The organism is Halovenus carboxidivorans (genome assembly GCF_009831575.1).
GTDB classification, from domain to species: Archaea; Halobacteriota; Halobacteria; order Halobacteriales; family Haloarculaceae; genus Halovenus; species Halovenus carboxidivorans.
This window is the reverse complement of sequence record NZ_WUUT01000001.1, coordinates 86,123-103,187: the sequence shown is the minus strand read 5'-3', so window position 1 is coordinate 103,187 and position 17,065 is coordinate 86,123. Positions and strand designations below refer to the sequence as shown.

The window sequence follows — 17,065 nt, the reverse complement described above, 5'->3', positions numbered from 1 at the left end:
GAAAAGATTGGGACACGGTACCGTCAGCGGGCGTGGATCTGATCGAGGGCCGCTCTGTCGGGGCCGCCGACGATCCGGACGCGGTTGCCGTCGACGGTCAGCCGATAGGCCCCCTCGAACGCTCCCGCCTCGATCACGAAGTCGTTCGTGCCGCGGGCCAGGCCGCCGTTTCTGTCCAGAACCCGCCGGAAAGCGTCGGCGAACTCCTCGGCCTCCGCTGGTGACTCCCAGGCGAGTTCCCAGACGTAGCCGTACTCCCCACCGTTTCGGTACGGCACGATCCGGTCGCCGGTCCATCCCTCGACGGCCGGGTGGGCGTAGCTCCGCGGGTCCTCGTTGTCGGCGACGCCGTTTGCCGCCAGCATGGCGTACAGCGACGCGGCCCCGAGCGTGTCACCGGTCGGCTCCTGGTCGAACCGGTTCCACTCGGCCGTCGACCGGTCGGGGACGGTGATCTCGGTCGGCTTCGAGACACCGTCGTCGTCGATGATTCGGGCGGTCGTCCGCGGCGGGTTCCTGTGGCGCTCGTTGACCGCCTCCCAGCCCCCCGACTGCTTGAGTTCCTGGACGTAGCTCGGCCCCTGGCGGTACGGTTGGGCGACGACCAGTGCGATCTCCTCGGGGAGGTCGGGCGGATCCTCGGCCTCCGCTCCGGCGGCCTCCTCGGGGCGGAGGCAGTCCCACTGCTTGCACCACTCGGAGAGATACAGGTGGGCGACGAGGTCGGCCTCGCCCTCGATGAGCGTGTTGTACGCCGCCTGTTCGTCGCGGGTCGACTGGCCCACTTCGAGGCCGAACCGCTGGTCCTGCAGCGCGTGAGTCAGTTCGTGGACCAGCGTCTGCTGATCGACCGTGGTCGTCTCGCTGTCGCTGAGGACGACGATTTCGTTCGTCCCGGGCCGATAGAACCCCTGCGCGGCCTCACCGAAGGCCTCGTCGACGGCCTCGGTCGCGTCGCGGTCGTTGCCGACGAGAAACAGCGCCCGCCAGATCTGGTTGTTCCAGGCCGGGTTCGTCGGATGCCGGGCATCGCGCTGGCTGCGGTACTCCTCGCGGCTGATGACCCTGACGTCGACCGGGTGGTCGTAGTTGAGTTTCCGGACGGCTTCGATCCGGGCCATCGTCCGGTTGACGTGGCGTTCGAGTTCCGCCTCGCTCAGCCCGTCTTCGGGGTCGACGTTGATGTCGTCGTCGTAGCTGATACCGCCGACCTCGCCGTAGCCGTCGGGGACCGTCCGCTCCGTGGTGCCGCCGGGGAGGATCGTACTGCAGCCAGCGAAGACGACCACGAGCGCAACGGCGACGAGCAGCGCGCGAGCGCGGCGGGACATTACTCGGAGCGAGGGACGCGAAGGAAATAAGCACCGCGTTCGGCCCGGTTTCGATTTTTATGTGCCTCGATCACGAACTGTCGAGTATGAGCTTCGATCCCGACCGGACGGCAGTGGTAATCGTCGACATGCAAAACGGGTTCTGTCACCCCGACGGGAGTCTGTACGCGCCGGGTAGCGAGGAGGCAATCGAGCCCTGCGGGGAGCTAGTCGAGCGGGCCCGCGAGGCCGGCGCACAGATCGTCTACACGCGAGACGTGCACCCGCCCGAGCAGTTCGAGGACGCCCACTACTACGACGAGTTCGAGCGCTGGGGCGAACACGTCGTCGAGGGCTCCTGGGAGGCGGAACTCGTCGACGGCCTCGACGTGCGCGAGGAGGACCACATCGTCGTCAAACACACCTACGACGCCTTCCACGAGACGGAACTGGAGGGGTACCTCTCCGCGCACAACATCGACAACCTCGTCTTCGGCGGCACGCTCGCCAACGTCTGCGTGTTGCACACCGCGGGCAGCGCCGGCCTGCGCGATTACCGGCCGGTGCTCGTCGAGGACGCAATCGGCTTCATCGAGGAGGACGACCGGGAGTACGCGCTCGATCACGCCGACTGGCTGTTCGGTGAGGTGACGACGCTGGATTCGGTCGCGTTCGAGTGATCACTGTTCGCCGCCGTCGGCGGTCAGCGGCTGTTTGTCGGCGGCAGGCGGCGCTTCTCGCTCTGCAGGCTCGAAGGTGAGGATCACGGTCGTGCCGTCGTCGACCTCGAAGGAGAGGTCGCCGTCGGATTTGTCCATCACCCAGTAGACCAGCCACAGGCCGAGGCCGGTGCCGTGGCGGAGTTGGGTCTCCCGCTCGTCCCGCAGGGCTTCGATCTCGTGGCGGTCGATACCGGGGCCGTTGTCCGCGATCTGAAGACAGATCCCGTCACCGTCCCGGTCGATACTGATCCGGACCCGAGGCTCTGTGGCGGTGTTGTATCGAGCGGCGTTGTCGAGGACGTTTCGGAGCGCGTGGCTGATCTGCGGGGCCGCAGCCACCGTTGCGGGGCGGTCGGTCTCGAACTCGAAGCTCACCTCCGGATAGGCATCGCGAAGATCCGCGAGCAGGGAGTCGATCTGCTCGGAGAGATCACAGGTGATCCGGTTATCGGTCTCGATCAGTTGTTCGATGAGCCGCGCTTTGGCGCTCCAGTCGAGAATCCGGTCGGTTTTTTCGACGATGGTCTCGTAGCGGGCGCGCTGCTGGGGGTCGTCCATGTCTGCGAGCAGTTCTGCGTTGGCCCGGACGACGTTCAGTTCGTTGCGCAGGTTGTGGCGCAGAAACCGGCTCTGGAGGTCTTTGAGCAGTTCGAGTTCCTCCTCGCGTCGGCGGAGCCGTCGTTCCTGCTCGCGCTGTTCGGTGATATCCCGGCAGACGACGACACGCGCGAGGAGATTGTCGCGGTAGTCCGTGATCGGCGAACTGCTGACGTTGATTACGCGCGTCTCGCCGTCGACCGTGAGATCGAGTTGCTGGTCGTCCTCCGAGATGATCTGATCGACCGCCTCGGGGCCGAACAGTTCGCTCGCGGACTGGCCGGCCGGCGAGGAGTCGAGGCCGAACTGCCGGCGTGCCGCGCTGTTTGTGGTGATGATGTCGTTGTCTTCGTCGAGGACGACCACCATGTCCTCCATCTCCTCGAGTACCGTCTGTCGCGCTACGGGGATGGTATCGAGCAGACGGAGGCGAAAGGTCGCGAACATCAACACTGCGGCCGTGCCGACGAAACTCACCGGCGTGAGATCGAACGGCGAGAGACCGAAATGAAAGGCGACGTTGACGGCGGTCGGAAAGAGGATGGCGACGAAGACCGCGGCGAGCTGTCTGCGGTAGCCGGTGTTCGCCCGGAGCATCATCGCGGCGAGCAGACCGAGGCTGACGAAGATGAACAGGTAGGAGTAGGCCGTGTGAGCGAGAAACAGCGGCGTCTGGATCAGTTCGTACCCCCACGGGACGGCGTCGTTGAGCCGCGTCTCGAACAGGACCGCCCGTGACGGGAACAGCGCCAGCGCCACTTCGATGATCGGGACGACCGAACACAGCGCGGCGAGTCGCCAGTCGAGATACCGCTCACGACCCGTGTATTCGAGACCCAGAAACAGCATACCGACGACGGTCACCTCGATGCCGAGAATCCGGACGGCCATCCCGAATCCTGCGTACGGGGCACCCCGGAGTTGGATCTGGATCAACTCCGAGAGGATCCAGATGCCGACTCCGGTGAACAGCACGACGAGGGAGGTGACGCCGCGTTTCTCCCGGTGCTGTAGACAGTAGCCGAGAAATCCAGCAGAGACACACAGGCCGCCGAGCAAGAACAGTTGGAGAACGGCAAACTCAGTCGTCGGTTCCCACATCCGATTAGTCCGTTAGATGATTATATTATAAATCGGTACTGGCCGAAAATATCTCTCGTCCTGTCTTTCCGTTCGGATTACCAGAAACGCTGGGGGAAAGTCGGTTTCAAGTCTCGCCCGACCGTACCGCCGGTATGTCGCGTTCGACAGCGGAGATCGAGTACCGTCCGGCGACCGAGGACGATTACGAGGGGGTCGTCGCGTTCACCGAACAGACCTGGTCCGATCTCGATGTCGAGGTCTCGGATTACCTGCCCGACGTCTATCACGAGTGGATCGGCGGCGACCGGAGACAGACGATCGTCGCCGACGCGGGCGACCAGATCGCCGGGATCGCACAGGTCGTGTTGCTGTCCTCGCGAGAGGGCTGGGCACAGGGAATGCGCGTCAACCCGGACTTTCGCGGCGAGGGGATCGGCCGGGCGATCAACGACCGACTGTTCGCGTGGGCGCGCGACCGCGGCGCAACTGTGGTCCGGAACATGGTCTTCTCCTGGAATCAGGCCGGACTCGGCCAGTCCCGCGCGCTGGGCTACGAGCCGACGACGGAGTTCCGGTGGCTCCATCCCGAACCGGACGGCGCCGCCGTCGACGACCTCGACAGCTACCGCGGTAGCCCCGACGCCGCCTGGACGTACTGGACGGCGAGCGGCGCGCGGGACCACCTCCGCGGGCTGGCGCTCGATCCCGTGGAGTCGTGGGCGCTGCGAGAACTGACGCCGTCGATACTCGCCGAGGCCGCCGACGACGACCGCCTGCTGACCGTCGGCGGGGAGAACGGGACGCGAGCGCTGTCTTATCTCACCCGCGTCGAGGACCAGGAGACCGACGACGGCACCCAGCGGCTTGCGGAGTACGGCCTCGGAGCGTGGGCCGACACCGAGGCGGCCGGCCGACTGCTCGACGCGATCGCCGCCGACGCCGCCGAGCGAGGCGCCGAGACGACGCGGGTGCTGATCCCCGAGACGGCGCGGTACGTCTCCGACGGGGCCGCTCACCACGTCGAGATTGCGGACCACCCGGATTTCGTGCTCGCGGCGACCGTCGAGTGAATCGCTGGTGCCTCGAAAAGAGTCAGTCCGAGCCGAACCGCTGGCTCTCGGTCAGTCCCACTGCGCGCCCGGATTCGTCACCGCACCGTTTGCCGCCGACCCGAAGTCCCGGACGTACTTCGCCAGCACGCCGTTGTCGTACGCCGGCTCCGTGTCGTAGTCGTCGAGACGATTCTCGATTTCCTCGTCGGAGAGGTCGACCGACAGCTCCAGTTCGTCGATATCGATGGTGACGGTATCGCCGTCTTCCAGCGCGGCGATCGGACCGCCGACGTAGGCTTCCGGCGCGACGTGGCCGATGGAGAAGCCGCGGGTCGCACCCGAGAAGCGGCCGTCGGTGAACAGCGCAACGTCCTCGGCGTGACCCTGGCCCGCGACGGCAGAGGTGACTCCGAGCATCTCCCGCATCCCGGGGCCGCCCCGCGGCCCCTCGTTTCGGATGCAGATCACGTCGCCGGACTCGACGTTACCCTCCTGGACGTACTCCATGGCGTCCTCCTCGCGCTCGAAGACCCGGACCGGGCCCTCGTGGCGGAGGTGGTCCTCGCCGGTGATCTTGATGACCGCGCCGTCGGGCGCGAGATTGCCCGTGAGAATACGGATCGCGCCGCGTTCGTGGATCGGGTCCTCGACCGTGTGCAGGAAGTCCGCGTCAAGATCCTCGATTGCCGGCGGGTCGATCCGTTCGACCGCCTCGGCGATGGTGTCGCCGGTCACCGTCAGCGCGTCGCCGTGTAGCAGGTCGGCGTCGAGCAGTTCCCGCAGGACGACCGGCACGCCGCCGACCTCGTGGAGGTCGTTCATCACGCGCTCGCCGCCGGGCTGGAGGTTGGCGATTTTGGGCGTGCGCGCGCTGATCTCGTTGAACGTCTCGATGTCGAGGTCGACCCCCGCCTCCGCGGCCAGCGCGAGCAGGTGCAACACGGCGTTTGTCGATCCGCCGACGGCGACCTGCAGGGCGATGGCGTTCTCGAAGGACTCCCGGGAGAGGAAATCGGAGGGTTTGCGCTGGGCTTCGATGGCCTCGATTGCGAGTTCGCCCGCGCGGCGAGCCTCCGCGTAGCGGGCCTCGTCCTCCGCCGGGGGCGAGGCGCTGCCGAGCGGCGAGAAGCCGAGCGCCTCCGAGATGGAGGCCATCGTGTTGGCGGTGAACATGCCGCCACAGGAGCCGGCACCCGGGCAGGCGTTGCGCTCCATCTCGTCGAGTTCTTCCGGGGACATGTCGCCGTCGGCGACGGCTCCGACCCCCTCGAAGACGTTCTGGATCGTGATCTCGCGGCCGTCGTGTTCGCCGGGCATGATCGACCCGCCGTAGAGGAAGACACTCGGCAGATCCGCGCGGATCGAGGCCATCATCATCCCCGGCATGTTCTTGTCACAGCCGCCGATGGTGACCAGTCCGTCCATCCGCTCGCCGAAGGCGACGAGTTCGACCGAGTCGGCGATGATCTCCCGGGAGATCAGCGAGGCGCGCATCCCCTCCGTTCCCATCGAAATCGCGTCGGAGATGGTGATCGTCCCGAACTCGATTGGCATCCCGCCGGCGTCGTCGACGCCCTCGTAGGCGGCGTCTGCCACGTCGTCGAGGTGGACGTTACAGGGGGTGATGTCCGCGGCCGGGTTGGCGATGCCGATCATCGGCGCGGAGAGGTCCTCGTCGTCGTAGCCCATCGCCCGGAACATCGCGCGGTGCGGGGCCTTGTCGGCCCCCTGTGTCACCTCGTTGCTCGGCAGGTCCGGATCCTTCTCGTAGCGGAACTCCTCGGATGGCTCCTCGTCGCTGCTCATAGTTCCTCGGTGGCACCCGGCGAACTTAAACGGTGCTTTCGACGGGTGCAGGCGAGTCGGACGCTACGATACGACGAATCGTCCGGAACGGCCCTGCTATCGAGATGGCGGACGCGTCTCACCACGAGACGATTCCTGCGGACGAACGGAATGTGAACCGCCGGCAAAAACCCGTGGTAACAGCCGTCTAACGCCCCATGTCAACGTTCGACAGGAACGGCACTCGGACCCAAATAAAGAGTATAAGGCCCATTTATCATGATCTTTCATAACGTTTTTCTACTCGCACCGATTCCGAACAGACGCCAAGCGAGTCGCGCCTGAAACGCGACACTACATACCAACTATGACACAAGATAACGACGGAATCGACGAAGTTGCGTCCCGAGTCCAGAGCACGGATCCCTACATCCGTGATGTCGACAACGATGCGGCCCGAGAACTGCGAGACAAACTGAACAACCAGGATTTCGTCTTCGCGCCTGGTACCTACCACGCACTCGACGCGCGACTGGCCGAGATGGCCGGTCTCGATGCGGTCTACATGTCCGGCTACTCCACGGTGCTGGGCCAGTTCGGCTTCCCGGATCTGGAGATGGTCGACATGCGAGAGATGGTCGAGAACGCGAAGCGGCAGGTCGAGGCGACGAACCTGCCGATCATCGCGGACTGTGACACCGGCTACGGTGGCATCCACAACGTCCGCCGAGCGGTCCGGGAGTACGAGAAAGCGGGCGTCGCGGCGGTCCACATCGAGGACCAGACGACGCCGAAACGCTGCGGTCACATCGCCGGCAAGCAGATCATCTCGCGAGAGGACGCCGAAGCGCGGTTCTCCGCCGCGGTCGACGCCAAGCAGGACGACGACACCATCATCATCGCCCGGACCGACGCCTACGGCTCGGCCAACGGTGACTGGGAGGAACACCTCGAACGCGGTCGACTCTACGCCGACTGTGGCGTCGACCTGGTCTGGCCCGAGATGCCGGACCCCTCGCGCGAGGACGCCGTCAAGTACGCCGAGAAGATCCACGAGACCCACCCCGATCTGAAACTGGCGTTCAACTACTCCAGTTCGTTCGCCTGGAGCGAGGAGGAGGACCCGCTCACGTTCGAGGAGCTGGGCGACCTCGGTTACAAGTACCAGTTCATCACGCTGTACGCCCTGCACAGTGGCGCACACGCCGTCTACGAGGACATGAAGAACATCGCCGAAAACGACGAACAGGCCCAGTGGGACCTCGAAGACCGCTACCTCGGCCACCCGACCGAGAGCCACCACGAACTCTCCTTCGTCCCGCGCTTCCAGGAGATCGAGGCGCAGTACGATCCGGAAGCCAAGAAGCGACAGGAGGAGTCCGCCGGCTTCAGCGACGACGAGGAAGAAGCCGTCATCACCAGCGACAACGACGACTGACGACGGATACTGACGATTCTCCGAGACAGCGTTCTCGCTGTCTTTTTTCTGCTCGGCTAGCGGCGGCGCTGTCGAGACGCGGTGCTGATCGGAACCGATCTGTCGATAAAAATCGAGGGTACGCGACGACTCCGGAGCGCGGTTCCGTCAGTCTCCGGAACCGCGGCTGAACAGTCGCTTGAGCCGTTCCCACAGCGAACCGTTCTCGGAGTCGATGCCCAGATCCATCGTGGACACCTCACCCGAAACATGACTCTTGGCAGACATAAATGCTGTGTAAATTTTCCAACAGAGTTCGCCGGGAAATCTTTCGGCCGCCCGTCGGGGAGCAAAACAGCATTGGTTTATTGGTGGCGGCGTGAATGAGCGGTATGAGCGAGGAGTCACACCAGGAACTCGGGATCACCGAGTCGAAAGAACACAGCACGGGCGACTGGTACGCGGAGGTCGTCCAGAAGGCCGGGTTGGCCGATTACGCACCGATGGGCGGCTTTATCGTCACCAAGCCCCGCGGCTACGCGGTCTGGGAACGGATGCAGGACTATCTCGACGGCTGGTTCAAGGAGACCGGCGTCCAGAACGCCTACTTTCCGCTGTTTATCCCCGAGAGCTATCTCGAACGGGAGAAAGATATCGTCGAGGGGTTCGATCCGGAAGTGGCGTGGGTGACCCACGGAGGGTACGACGAACTGGAGGAGCGACTCGCGGTCCGACCCACGAGCGAGTCGATCATCGCGCCGTTTATGTCCCAGTGGATCCGCTCGCATCGGGATCTGCCGATGCGTCTCAACCAGTGGTGTTCTGTCGTTCGGTGGGAGGCGACCGAGACCAAGCCCTTCTTCCGGACCAAGGAGTTCCTCTGGCAGGAGGGCCACACCGCCCACCGCGACATGGAGGACGCGTGGGACGAGACGATGACGCGACTGGAGCAGTACCAGCGGCTCTACGAAGACGTCCTCGCCATTCCGCCGCTGGTCGGCCGCAAGCCCGAACACGACAAGTTCCCCGGCGCACACACGACGACGACAATCGAGGCGCTGATGCCTGACGGCAAGAGCGTTCAGGGCGCGACCAGCCACTATCTGGGCACCTCCTTCGCCGAGGCCTTCGACATCACCTACGCCGACGAGGACCAGAACGACCAGACCGCGCACACGACCTCGTGGGGGCTGTCCTGGCGGGCGATGGGCGCGCTGATCATGACACACAGCGACGATCAAGGGCTGGTGCTGCCGCCGACGCTCGCCCCCGAACAGGTCGTCATCGTCCCCATCTGGCAGGAGGACAACAAGGAGGCGGTCATCGACTACGCCGCCGAAATCGAGGAGACGCTCGCGGAGGCGGGCGTCCGGGTCCACCTGGACGACCGCGAGAACCGCAACCCCGGTTTCAAGTACAACGAGTGGGAGCTACAGGGCGTCCCGCTGCGGATCGAGGTCGGACCCAACGAGGTCGACGAGGGGACCGCGACGCTGGTCCACCGCCCGGACGGCGAGAGCGAGAGCGTCGACCGGGAGGGCCTCGACGAGACCGTCGACGAGCATCTGGAGACGATCTTCGCGAAACTGTACGCCAGCGCCGAGGAGACCCTGGAGGGTGCAACCCGCGAGGCCGAGAGCCGCGAGGAGATCCTCGGCACCATCGGTCAGCACGGCGGCTACGTGAAGTGTGGCTGGTGTGGCGACGAGGACTGCGAGGAGCCGATCAAAGAGGCAATTGCGGCCGAAATCGTGATGGTACCGCTGGACCGCGACGAAGAGCCGATCCACGACGAGTGTGCGATCTGCGGTGAGGAAGCCGAGGAGACCGCCTACTTCGCACGGACGTACTAACGAACGTCTCAGGCCGCCTGTCCGTCGACGACGCGGGCGAAGGCCACGTTCTGTTTGACCTGTTCGATCTCGACGGTCGGTCGTTCGCCCGGTTCCGCACCGGGGACGATGACGACGTAGCCGCGTTCGACTTTCGCGATGCCGTCGCCCTGGTCGCCGACGGATTCGACCTCGACGGTGCGGACCTCCCCCTCGTCGACCGGCGGTTCCGGTCGAGGCTCCGCGGCGGTCGACTCGTCGGGCTCGGTGTCGGGTTCCGGGCGGTCGTCTGTCCGTGCGTCGTGCGGGAGTACAGCGATTCGGTAGGTCTCGCCGGGCGCGGCCGCCTCGTGTTCGATCTCCGAGTTCGGAATCTCGACGTAATACCGATCCTCGTGCTCTTCGACGGTCGCGGTGAACAAACTCTGCAGAGAGTCAGGAATCTCCACCATGTACTGCTTCCCTGTTCGGGCGGTACTATCATTAATTTTTGCAGGAATACGGGTGCGCGAGCCGACGCGAGCGGCTCGAATATGTTCGGGACAACTGCTGTCGGAATCCGAACCCTGGATTCGGGTATGAGAGGAATCCGTTCGATCATCGGCGGGGACGACGAGGCCGAGTTCACCGACGAGGACAGTTTCGATCCCGAGCACATCCCCGAGCCGGGATCGTTTCTGCTGGGCCACGACGTGCTCGACGGGCGGCGTCACGTCGAGTTTCACCGACTCACGGCCGAGATCTTCGAGGAGCGGGGCGTCTACGATATGACCTTCGGCTACAATCTCGCCAAGTTGAACCGGGACACGCGCCACTCCGACGCGGGCTATCGATACGCCGTCGACGCCGAGGACCCGTCGGTGCTTCGGGCGGAGTTCTCCCCGACCACGGAGTTCTGCCCGCAGAGCGACACGCTCACGAAAGGCTCCTTCCGGGCGTGGAACGCGCTGTCGGACCGGCACGGGTACGATCTCGTCCGGGTGCGCGTCGCCGAGACCCACCAGCAGAGCGAGGCGGTCAACGAGGCACTCGCCGAGATGGAACGACAGTACGAGGAGACCGGCGAGATCGACGCCGTCGAAACCGACGCGGAGGTTCCCGAACCGACGGTAGAGCGCGGCACTGACCCCGAAGCGCCCTTCTGAGTCTCGCGGTGACAGCCGCCCGGACGTTTATGTGCTGACCGCCGGTCGGTACGGGCATGGACGATCCGATCGGCGCATCCGCGACCGCACTCGCAGACGCGATTCGGGCCGGAGAGCTGTCCGCAGAGACGGTACTCGACGCCCACCTCGACCGGATTGCCGACCACGAGGAACTGAACGCCTTCGTGACGGTGATCGAAGACTCCGCGCGCGAACAGGCCCGTCGCGCGGACGAGGCCGCCGAGGCGGGCGAGAGTCTCGGCCCCCTGCACGGCGTTCCGGTGGCAATCAAAGACCTCATGCAGCGGAAAGCCGGCGTCCGGAACACGCTGGGGCTGGCCCCGCTGTCCGACCACGTCGCTGAAACCGACTCCGTGACCGTCGAACGGCTGGAAGCGGCCGGAGCGGTCATCCTGGGAACGACGAACACCCCCGCGCTCGGACACACGATCAAGACCGACAACAGACTGCAGGGCTCGACGCCGACGCCGTTCGACGACGGGCACTCGGCAGGCGGGTCCTCCGGGGGGTCGGCGGCCGCGCTCGCGGCCGGACTGACGACCATCGCCACCGGATCGGACATCGGTGGCTCGCTGCGCGTGCCCGCTTCCTGCTGTCACGTCGCCAGCATCAAACCGACCTTCGGACGCGTGCCCTCCGACAGCGAGGGGCTGGACCGGTTCAACGACCACTCGCCGTTTCTGGTGCTCGGCCCGCTGGCTCGCTCGGTGGAGGACGTGGCGCTGGCGTACGATCTGCTCGCGGGACCGGACGATCGAGACCCCTTCAGCGTGCCCGAGACGCCGCCGGTCAGCGACCGGATCGACCGGCCGGCCGCGCAGTTCTCGGTGGCGTACAGCCCGGATCTCGACCTCCAGCCAGTCGCCCCCGAGGTGCGAGAGACCGTCGGCGGTGCCGTCGACGACCTCGCGTCCGCGGGCGCGACCGTCGACGAGCGCGATCCGGACCTCCCCTCCTACGCCGAGTTGAGCGAGGCGTACATGGCACAGGTGGGGCTGTCCTTCGCCGCCATCGCCACGCAGATCGAGGAGCGGTTCGGCATCGATTTCGAGACCGCCGATGTCGTCGACACCGTTCCGTCGACGATTGCCCTCGGAAAGAGTGCCGACGCGCTCGAAACCCAGTTACAGAACGTCCCGCGGACCGCCGCCTACGACGCAATCGAGGCCGTCCTCGACGAGTACGACGTGCTCGTCACGCCGACACTCACCGTCCCGCCGTACAGCCGTGATCTCGCCGACGGCTACCCGACGGAGATCGACGGGGAGGAGGTGATGGGCGTGCCGACCGACCAGATGCTCACCTGGGTGTTCAACATGACCGGCCATCCGGTGGCGGCGGTGCCGGCAGGCCGGACCGACGACGGGCTTCCGGTGGGGCTGCAGATCGTCGGTCGCCGCTACGCGGAGGCCGACGTGCTGGCAGTCGCAACTGCAATCGAGGAGGCTCGCCCGTGGGCCGCGGAGTATCCGTTCGCCGAGAGCTGAGAACTCAGACCGGCTCGGGCGGTTCGTCCTGAAACTCCACGACGGCGTCGCGGAACTCGTCGGGAATCCGCGTCGGGGAGCCGGACTCGTCGACGGCGACGTGGGTGACCGACCCCTCCGCGAGCAGTTCGTCGTCGGCCTTGCGTCGGCACTCGTACTCGAAGGTGAGGCTGGACTCGCTGATCGCGCTGATCCGCACGGCGTTGACCAGGCGATCCCGGAACTCCGCGGAACCGCGGTAATCGAGTTCGACGTTGACGACGTGGACGTCCCAGTCTCGGTCCTCGAAGCTCTGGTAGTCGAATCCGATGGCGTCGAGATACTCGGTAAAGGCTTCGTCCTGGTAGGTGACGTAGTTGCCGTAGAAGACGATTCCCTGCGCGTCGGTCTCCTCGAAGCGGACGTCGTTCTCGTAGAGGTCGTGCATACCTGTGACAGTCTCACTCGGGGAGTAAAGTTCCTCACATCGAAACCCCCTGATAAAACCACGGTCATGAGCGGTTTTTCGTTCAGACGTTCAGAAAACACTATTTGGGAGTGTGCCCAGTGGTATAGTGTGACTGGACATCAACAGACACTGACACCGTTCTTGTGGCGTGCGGAAAACGTCTTCCCGGAGAAGGAAATCGTCGCCCGTACCCACGAAGGCATGAAGCGGTACACCTACGACGAGTACGGTGACCGCGTCCGAAAGCTCGCGAACGCGCTCGAGAACGCGGGGGTCGAAGAGGGGGACCGGATCGGGACCATCTGCTGGAACACGGACCGGCACTTCGAGACGTACTTCTCGGTGCCGAACATCGGTGCCCAGCTACACACCATCAACCCGCTGCTGCCGGACGGGCACATCCAGCACATCGTCAGCGATGCCCAGAACAAGGTCATCTTCGTCGATCCGTCGCTGGCGGAGAAACTCGACTCCGCCTACGAAGAGGACTCCTTTTCCAGCGTCGAGCAGTTCGTCGTCATGGGGTCCGAGGTGCCCGACCTCTCCATCGAACCCGTCACGGACTACGAGTCCTTTATCGGTGACGAGTCCACCGACTACGAGTTCCCCGAACTGAGCGAGGACCAGCCGGCGGGGATGTGTTACACCTCCGGCACGACGGGGATGCCGAAAGGAGTCGAGTACACCCAGCAGATGCTGTGGTCGCACACGATGGCGACGATGGTGCCCCAGGCGCTGGGAATCGACGATTCGGACGTGTTGATGCCGGTCGTCCCGATGTTCCACGTCAACGCCTGGGGGATGCCGTTCTCGGCGACGGCGGCCGGTGCGAAGCAGGTCTATCCCGGCCCGTCGCCGGACCCCGAGGACATCGCTCGGCTCATCGAGGAAGAAGAGGTCACGCTCACTGCGGGGGTTCCGACGGTCTGGCTCGGTCTGCTCGAGTACATGGAGGACAACGAGGTGGATCTCTCCTCGCTCGAACGGGTCATCATCGGGGGGTCGGCGGCGCCGAAGGCGCTGATCGAGCAGTTCGACGAACTCGGCGTCGAGGTCGTCCACGCGTGGGGCATGACCGAGATGTCGCCGATCGGCACCGTCGCCAACCTGAAGTCGGATCTCGAAGACGCACCGAAAGAACAGCAGTTCAACGTCAAGGCCAAACAGGGCCTGATCGTCCCCGGCCTGGAGTTCAAGGTCGTCGACGACGACGGCAACGAGGTGCCCTGGAACGGCGAGGACTTCGGCGAACTGTACGTCCGCGGGCCGTGGGTCACCCAGTCGTACTTCGAGCGTCCCGAGGCCAACGAGGAGGACTTCGAGGGCTCTTGGCTCAAGACCGGCGACATCGTCACCGTCGACGAGGACGGCTACATCGAAATCGTCGACCGGGCGGGCGACGTGATCAAATCCGGCGGCGAGTGGATCTCCAGCCAGGAACTGGAAAACGCCATCATGGCCCACGACGACGTGACCGAGGCGGCAGTGATCGGCGTCCCCCACGAGCGCTGGTCCGAGCGGCCGGTCGCGATGGTCGTCACGCCGGACGAGGTCGACAACGACGCGCTGACCGAGGAACTCAAAGAGATGCTGCTGGAGGAGTATCCGAAGTGGTGGCTCCCGGACGGCTTCAAGTACATCGACGAGATTCCGAAGACGGCGACGGGCAAGTTCTCGAAGAAGGATCTCCGCGAGATGTACGAGGGACAGGAGGACGAACTCCTCCAGGAGGAGGTCTCCGAGGAGGCCGCTCCGGAAGAGGCCGACGACTGACGACCGCGTAGCGTCTTTTTGACGCGGTTATATCCCGCTTCGGGCCGTACTGATCGTATGCCCGTCGTCTTCACGCCGTATCTGAAAGAGCGCCTGGGGGTCGAGTCACACGACCGACCGCGCACCCGAGGGAGACAGACTGCCGAGACCGGAGATAAGCGACCGACCGACACCGGAGGGGAACGGGCGGCCGACACCCGGACCGACCAGGCGTCGGCCGAGGGTGACGGGTCGCTTCTGACGCGGCGACAACTTCTGGTGGGCGTGGTCGCTGCGGTCGTGCTCGCGGTCGCGGCGGTCCGTCGCCGGACGCAGAGGTCGGAGCGACCGTAACGACCCGCCGCCTGGATACCGCTCGGCCAGACACAACTACTAACACAGCACCGGGTGTCCGACGAGTATGGGATTCGTACAGACGCTCAAGACCGGTCTACTGACGATGCGCCGGAGTTTCGGGGTGCTTCGTGCCCATCCGAAACTGCTCGTCTTTCCGCTGCTCTCGGCGGTGTCGCCGGTCGTCTTCTTCGTCGGAGGTGTGGTCGGGCTGTCGGTGTTCGCCGTCGTCTCCGGCGTCGGCGAGGAGATTCTGAACGGCTACTGGTGGCTCGGGACCGTCGCCGTCGGCTACTTCGTCGCGGCGGTGCTCAGCACGTTTTTCAACGCCGCGCTGGTCCACGAGACCGCCCGCGTCCTCCGGGGGGAACAGCCCTCGATACGGAGCGGATTCGCCGCCAGTTGGCGGATCAAATCGAAGATCGTCGTCTGGGGGGTCATCAGTTCGGTGTTCGGGGTGGTCATCGAAATCTTAGAGAGCAGTGACAGCCGAATCGCGTGGTTCGTCTCCACGATTCTCCAGGCCTCGTGGGTGGTCCTGACGTTTTTCGTCGTCCCCGTGATGGTGTTTACCGACACCGGAATCGGGGGGATGTTCGAGGAGAGCGCGGACACCTTCTACGACGTGTGGGGCGAGAGCCTGACCGCCTCCTTCGGGATCGATCTGCTGTCGGCGCTGGCCGTCGTCGCGACGATTGTCGGTCTCGTCGCGGTCGCCGCGGCGGGTCTGCCGGCGGTCGCGTTCGGCGCTGTCGTCCTGCTCGCGCTGGGACTCGTCTTCGCGCTGTTGGTCGTCCGAGCGGCCGCACACGCAGTCAGCAAGACGGCACTGTACGAGTACGCACAGACGGGGACGATGCCGTCCGTCCTGGCGGAAATCGACATCCAGGCGCTCGCCAGCGGGGAGTCAGAGAGCGGTCGAGACACCGCCGCCGCTGGCTCCTGAGTGGCTACTCCCCGAGCGCGTCACGGATCATCCGGTGAAATTCCGCCTCCCGGGTTCCGAGGGCCCGAGCCTGCTCGCCGGCCTCGGCGAGCAGTTCCCGCCGCTGGTCGGAGTCGTCCGTCTCGCTGGCCTCCCGGAGCGTCTCGCCGAGCGCCGTCCAGTCGTCCGCGATGTCGGTCATCTCTCCGGGCGCGTCGTCGGGAATCCCGACTCGGTCGGCCGCCGTCTTCAGAAACGCCGCGAACAGCCGTCGGAAGGCCCCGCCTCCGGTCCCGCGGCGCTCGATGTTCTGGTAGGCAAACCGGATCGTCCAGGAGGGGTCGGGCAGGTCGCCCCACTCCGGTAGCTCCTCCGCGAAAGCCGCGATTTCGGCGACTCCCTGGCCGCTGAAGTACTTCGAGTGGCGGTGACTCTCGGAGGGGTCGAGCATGTAGGTGGCTGTCTCCCGAAGAGCGTTCGTCGCCGCCGTCTCGAAGTCGACCGTCACGGTCGGGTCGTCGACGGTGAGATACCGACACTGCAGGGGGACGACGTGGTCCGAGGTCAGCGCCTCGCGGAGTCGGTCCGTCGGGAGTCGCTGAATCTCCGCGAACTCGCTGTCGGCGAGGTGGACGTGGCCGCCGTCGCGGTCGTCGTAGCCGACGACCAGAAGCGAGTGCGGCGCGAAGTGGGTGTCGGTCCCGTAGTAGTCCAGATAGTACAGGTCGGTGAAGATCATCACCGGGTCGCCGTCGTCGATGCGGGCGGTGATCGCCGCCCACGCGTCCGCGAAGCGCTCCCCTTCGTGGATCGTGTGCTCGACGGCGCAGTTCTCGAAAAACGCCCGTTCGAGCCAGCCGGTTCGGCCGAAAATCGCCCGGTGTGGCGACTCCGGCAGGTCGAGATAGGAGAACCCGAGCCCCTCACCGAGGCCGAAACAGGTCGCCTCGTCGAACCCCCAGCCGTAGTACGTCGACAGGTCGCGCAACGAGGTCGAACCGCAGTGTGCACCGGTCTCGTGAGCGAAATCGAGTCTGGGCATGTCCCCCGGTTGTCACGGGGACGTGGTAACTATTCCCCCGGACTGGGGTCGTTTCCGGTCGCGGCACCCGGCAAGGGGGTTTTTATCGGTTCT

Annotated in this window: 15 protein-coding genes; 9 read left to right on the top strand and 6 right to left on the bottom strand. The window is 65.3% G+C overall.

Annotated elements, in window-relative coordinates; translation table 11 throughout:
• Nucleotides 1-23: 23 nt before the first annotated feature.
• Nucleotides 24-1,331, bottom strand: coding sequence for an Hvo_1808 family surface protein (locus tag GRX03_RS00475; protein ID WP_159762247.1), 1,308 nt, complete (start codon nt 1,329-1,331; stop codon nt 24-26).
• Between the two features lie 86 nt (nt 1,332-1,417).
• On the opposite strand from GRX03_RS00475, the gene GRX03_RS00470 reads away from it, so the two are divergent.
• Nucleotides 1,418-1,990, top strand: coding sequence for a cysteine hydrolase family protein (locus GRX03_RS00470; protein WP_159762246.1), 573 nt, complete (start codon nt 1,418-1,420; stop codon nt 1,988-1,990).
• Here the strand turns inward: GRX03_RS00470 and GRX03_RS00465 are convergent, their stop codons facing one another.
• Nucleotides 1,991-3,730, bottom strand: a complete 1,740-nt coding sequence (locus GRX03_RS00465; RefSeq protein WP_159762245.1) for a sensor histidine kinase — start codon at nt 3,728-3,730, stop codon at nt 1,991-1,993.
• 134 nt (nt 3,731-3,864) lie between these two features.
• On the opposite strand from GRX03_RS00465, the gene GRX03_RS00460 reads away from it, so the two are divergent.
• Nucleotides 3,865-4,782, top strand: a complete 918-nt coding sequence (locus tag GRX03_RS00460) for a GNAT family N-acetyltransferase (RefSeq protein WP_159762244.1) — start codon at nt 3,865-3,867, stop codon at nt 4,780-4,782.
• 51 nt (nt 4,783-4,833) lie between these two features.
• Here GRX03_RS00460 and ilvD read toward each other — a convergent pair whose 3' ends face one another.
• Nucleotides 4,834-6,570 (bottom strand): dihydroxy-acid dehydratase, encoded by a 1,737-nt coding sequence (gene ilvD, locus GRX03_RS00455; protein WP_159762243.1) that lies wholly within the window; start codon nt 6,568-6,570, stop codon nt 4,834-4,836.
• Between the two features lie 346 nt (nt 6,571-6,916).
• On the opposite strand from ilvD, the gene GRX03_RS00450 reads away from it, so the two are divergent.
• Together GRX03_RS00450 and proS are read left to right on the top strand one after the other, a co-directional pair.
• Nucleotides 6,917-7,987 (top strand): isocitrate lyase/PEP mutase family protein, encoded by a 1,071-nt coding sequence (locus GRX03_RS00450; RefSeq protein WP_159762242.1) that lies wholly within the window; start codon nt 6,917-6,919, stop codon nt 7,985-7,987.
• A 371-nt stretch (nt 7,988-8,358) separates the two neighbouring features.
• Complete coding sequence (proS, locus tag GRX03_RS00445) at nt 8,359-9,819, top strand: proline--tRNA ligase (protein ID WP_159762241.1); 1,461 nt, start codon at nt 8,359-8,361, stop codon at nt 9,817-9,819.
• Nucleotides 9,820-9,827: 8 nt separating this feature from the next.
• On the opposite strand, the gene GRX03_RS00440 is transcribed toward proS, so the two are convergent.
• Nucleotides 9,828-10,250, bottom strand: a complete 423-nt coding sequence (locus tag GRX03_RS00440) for a TRAM domain-containing protein (protein ID WP_159762240.1) — start codon at nt 10,248-10,250, stop codon at nt 9,828-9,830.
• Between the two features lie 126 nt (nt 10,251-10,376).
• On the opposite strand from GRX03_RS00440, the gene GRX03_RS00435 reads away from it, so the two are divergent.
• Nucleotides 10,377-10,943 carry a hypothetical protein gene (locus GRX03_RS00435; protein ID WP_201289144.1) on the top strand — a complete coding sequence of 189 codons (567 nt, stop codon included), beginning with the start codon at nt 10,377-10,379 and terminating at the stop codon, nt 10,941-10,943.
• Between the two features lie 56 nt (nt 10,944-10,999).
• Entirely contained in the window at nt 11,000-12,451 is a 1,452-nt protein-coding gene (locus GRX03_RS00430) for an amidase (protein WP_159762239.1), read from the top strand.
• Between the two features lie 4 nt (nt 12,452-12,455).
• On the opposite strand, the gene GRX03_RS00425 is transcribed toward GRX03_RS00430, so the two are convergent.
• On the bottom strand, nt 12,456-12,878 hold the full coding sequence (locus GRX03_RS00425; RefSeq protein WP_159762238.1) for an acyl-CoA thioesterase: 423 nt from the start codon (nt 12,876-12,878) through the stop codon (nt 12,456-12,458).
• A 129-nt stretch (nt 12,879-13,007) separates the two neighbouring features.
• Here GRX03_RS00425 and GRX03_RS00420 point away from each other — a divergent pair, with 129 nt between their 5' ends.
• The 3 genes from GRX03_RS00420 to GRX03_RS00410 all read left to right on the top strand — a co-directional run bounded on the left by GRX03_RS00420 (nt 13,008) and on the right by GRX03_RS00410 (nt 15,951).
• A complete protein-coding gene (locus GRX03_RS00420; RefSeq protein ID WP_368277881.1) occupies nt 13,008-14,672 on the top strand; it encodes a long-chain fatty acid--CoA ligase in 1,665 nt (554 codons plus the stop codon).
• A 57-nt stretch (nt 14,673-14,729) separates the two neighbouring features.
• The gene (locus tag GRX03_RS00415; protein WP_159762236.1) at nt 14,730-15,005 is read left to right on the top strand and encodes a hypothetical protein; all 276 of its coding nucleotides are present in this window, start codon (nt 14,730-14,732) and stop codon (nt 15,003-15,005) included.
• Nucleotides 15,006-15,072: 67 nt separating this feature from the next.
• Nucleotides 15,073-15,951, top strand: a complete 879-nt coding sequence (locus GRX03_RS00410; RefSeq protein ID WP_159762235.1) for a DUF6159 family protein — start codon at nt 15,073-15,075, stop codon at nt 15,949-15,951.
• Nucleotides 15,952-15,955: 4 nt separating this feature from the next.
• Here GRX03_RS00410 and GRX03_RS00405 read toward each other — a convergent pair whose 3' ends face one another.
• The gene (locus tag GRX03_RS00405) at nt 15,956-16,972 is read right to left on the bottom strand and encodes a BtrH N-terminal domain-containing protein (RefSeq protein ID WP_159762234.1); all 1,017 of its coding nucleotides are present in this window, start codon (nt 16,970-16,972) and stop codon (nt 15,956-15,958) included.
• Nucleotides 16,973-17,065: the final 93 nt, after the last annotated feature.

Bases quoted from the DNA above. Each gene is read 5' to 3' on its own strand.
- GRX03_RS00475 (WP_159762247.1), bottom strand. From the start codon at position 1,331: ATGTCCCGCCGCGCTCGCGCGCTGCTCGTCGCCGTTGCGCTCGTGGTC.
- GRX03_RS00470 (WP_159762246.1), top strand. From the start codon at position 1,418: ATGAGCTTCGATCCCGACCGGACGGCAGTGGTAATCGTCGACATGCAA.
- GRX03_RS00465 (WP_159762245.1), bottom strand. From the start codon at position 3,730: ATGTGGGAACCGACGACTGAGTTTGCCGTTCTCCAACTGTTCTTGCTC.
- GRX03_RS00460 (WP_159762244.1), top strand. From the start codon at position 3,865: ATGTCGCGTTCGACAGCGGAGATCGAGTACCGTCCGGCGACCGAGGAC.
- ilvD (WP_159762243.1), bottom strand. From the start codon at position 6,570: ATGAGCAGCGACGAGGAGCCATCCGAGGAGTTCCGCTACGAGAAGGAT.
- GRX03_RS00450 (WP_159762242.1), top strand. From the start codon at position 6,917: ATGACACAAGATAACGACGGAATCGACGAAGTTGCGTCCCGAGTCCAG.
- proS (WP_159762241.1), top strand. From the start codon at position 8,359: ATGAGCGAGGAGTCACACCAGGAACTCGGGATCACCGAGTCGAAAGAA.
- GRX03_RS00440 (WP_159762240.1), bottom strand. From the start codon at position 10,250: ATGGTGGAGATTCCTGACTCTCTGCAGAGTTTGTTCACCGCGACCGTC.
- GRX03_RS00435 (WP_201289144.1), top strand. From the start codon at position 10,377: ATGAGAGGAATCCGTTCGATCATCGGCGGGGACGACGAGGCCGAGTTC.
- GRX03_RS00430 (WP_159762239.1), top strand. From the start codon at position 11,000: ATGGACGATCCGATCGGCGCATCCGCGACCGCACTCGCAGACGCGATT.
- GRX03_RS00425 (WP_159762238.1), bottom strand. From the start codon at position 12,878: ATGCACGACCTCTACGAGAACGACGTCCGCTTCGAGGAGACCGACGCG.
- GRX03_RS00415 (WP_159762236.1), top strand. From the start codon at position 14,730: ATGCCCGTCGTCTTCACGCCGTATCTGAAAGAGCGCCTGGGGGTCGAG.
- GRX03_RS00410 (WP_159762235.1), top strand. From the start codon at position 15,073: ATGGGATTCGTACAGACGCTCAAGACCGGTCTACTGACGATGCGCCGG.
- GRX03_RS00405 (WP_159762234.1), bottom strand. From the start codon at position 16,972: ATGCCCAGACTCGATTTCGCTCACGAGACCGGTGCACACTGCGGTTCG.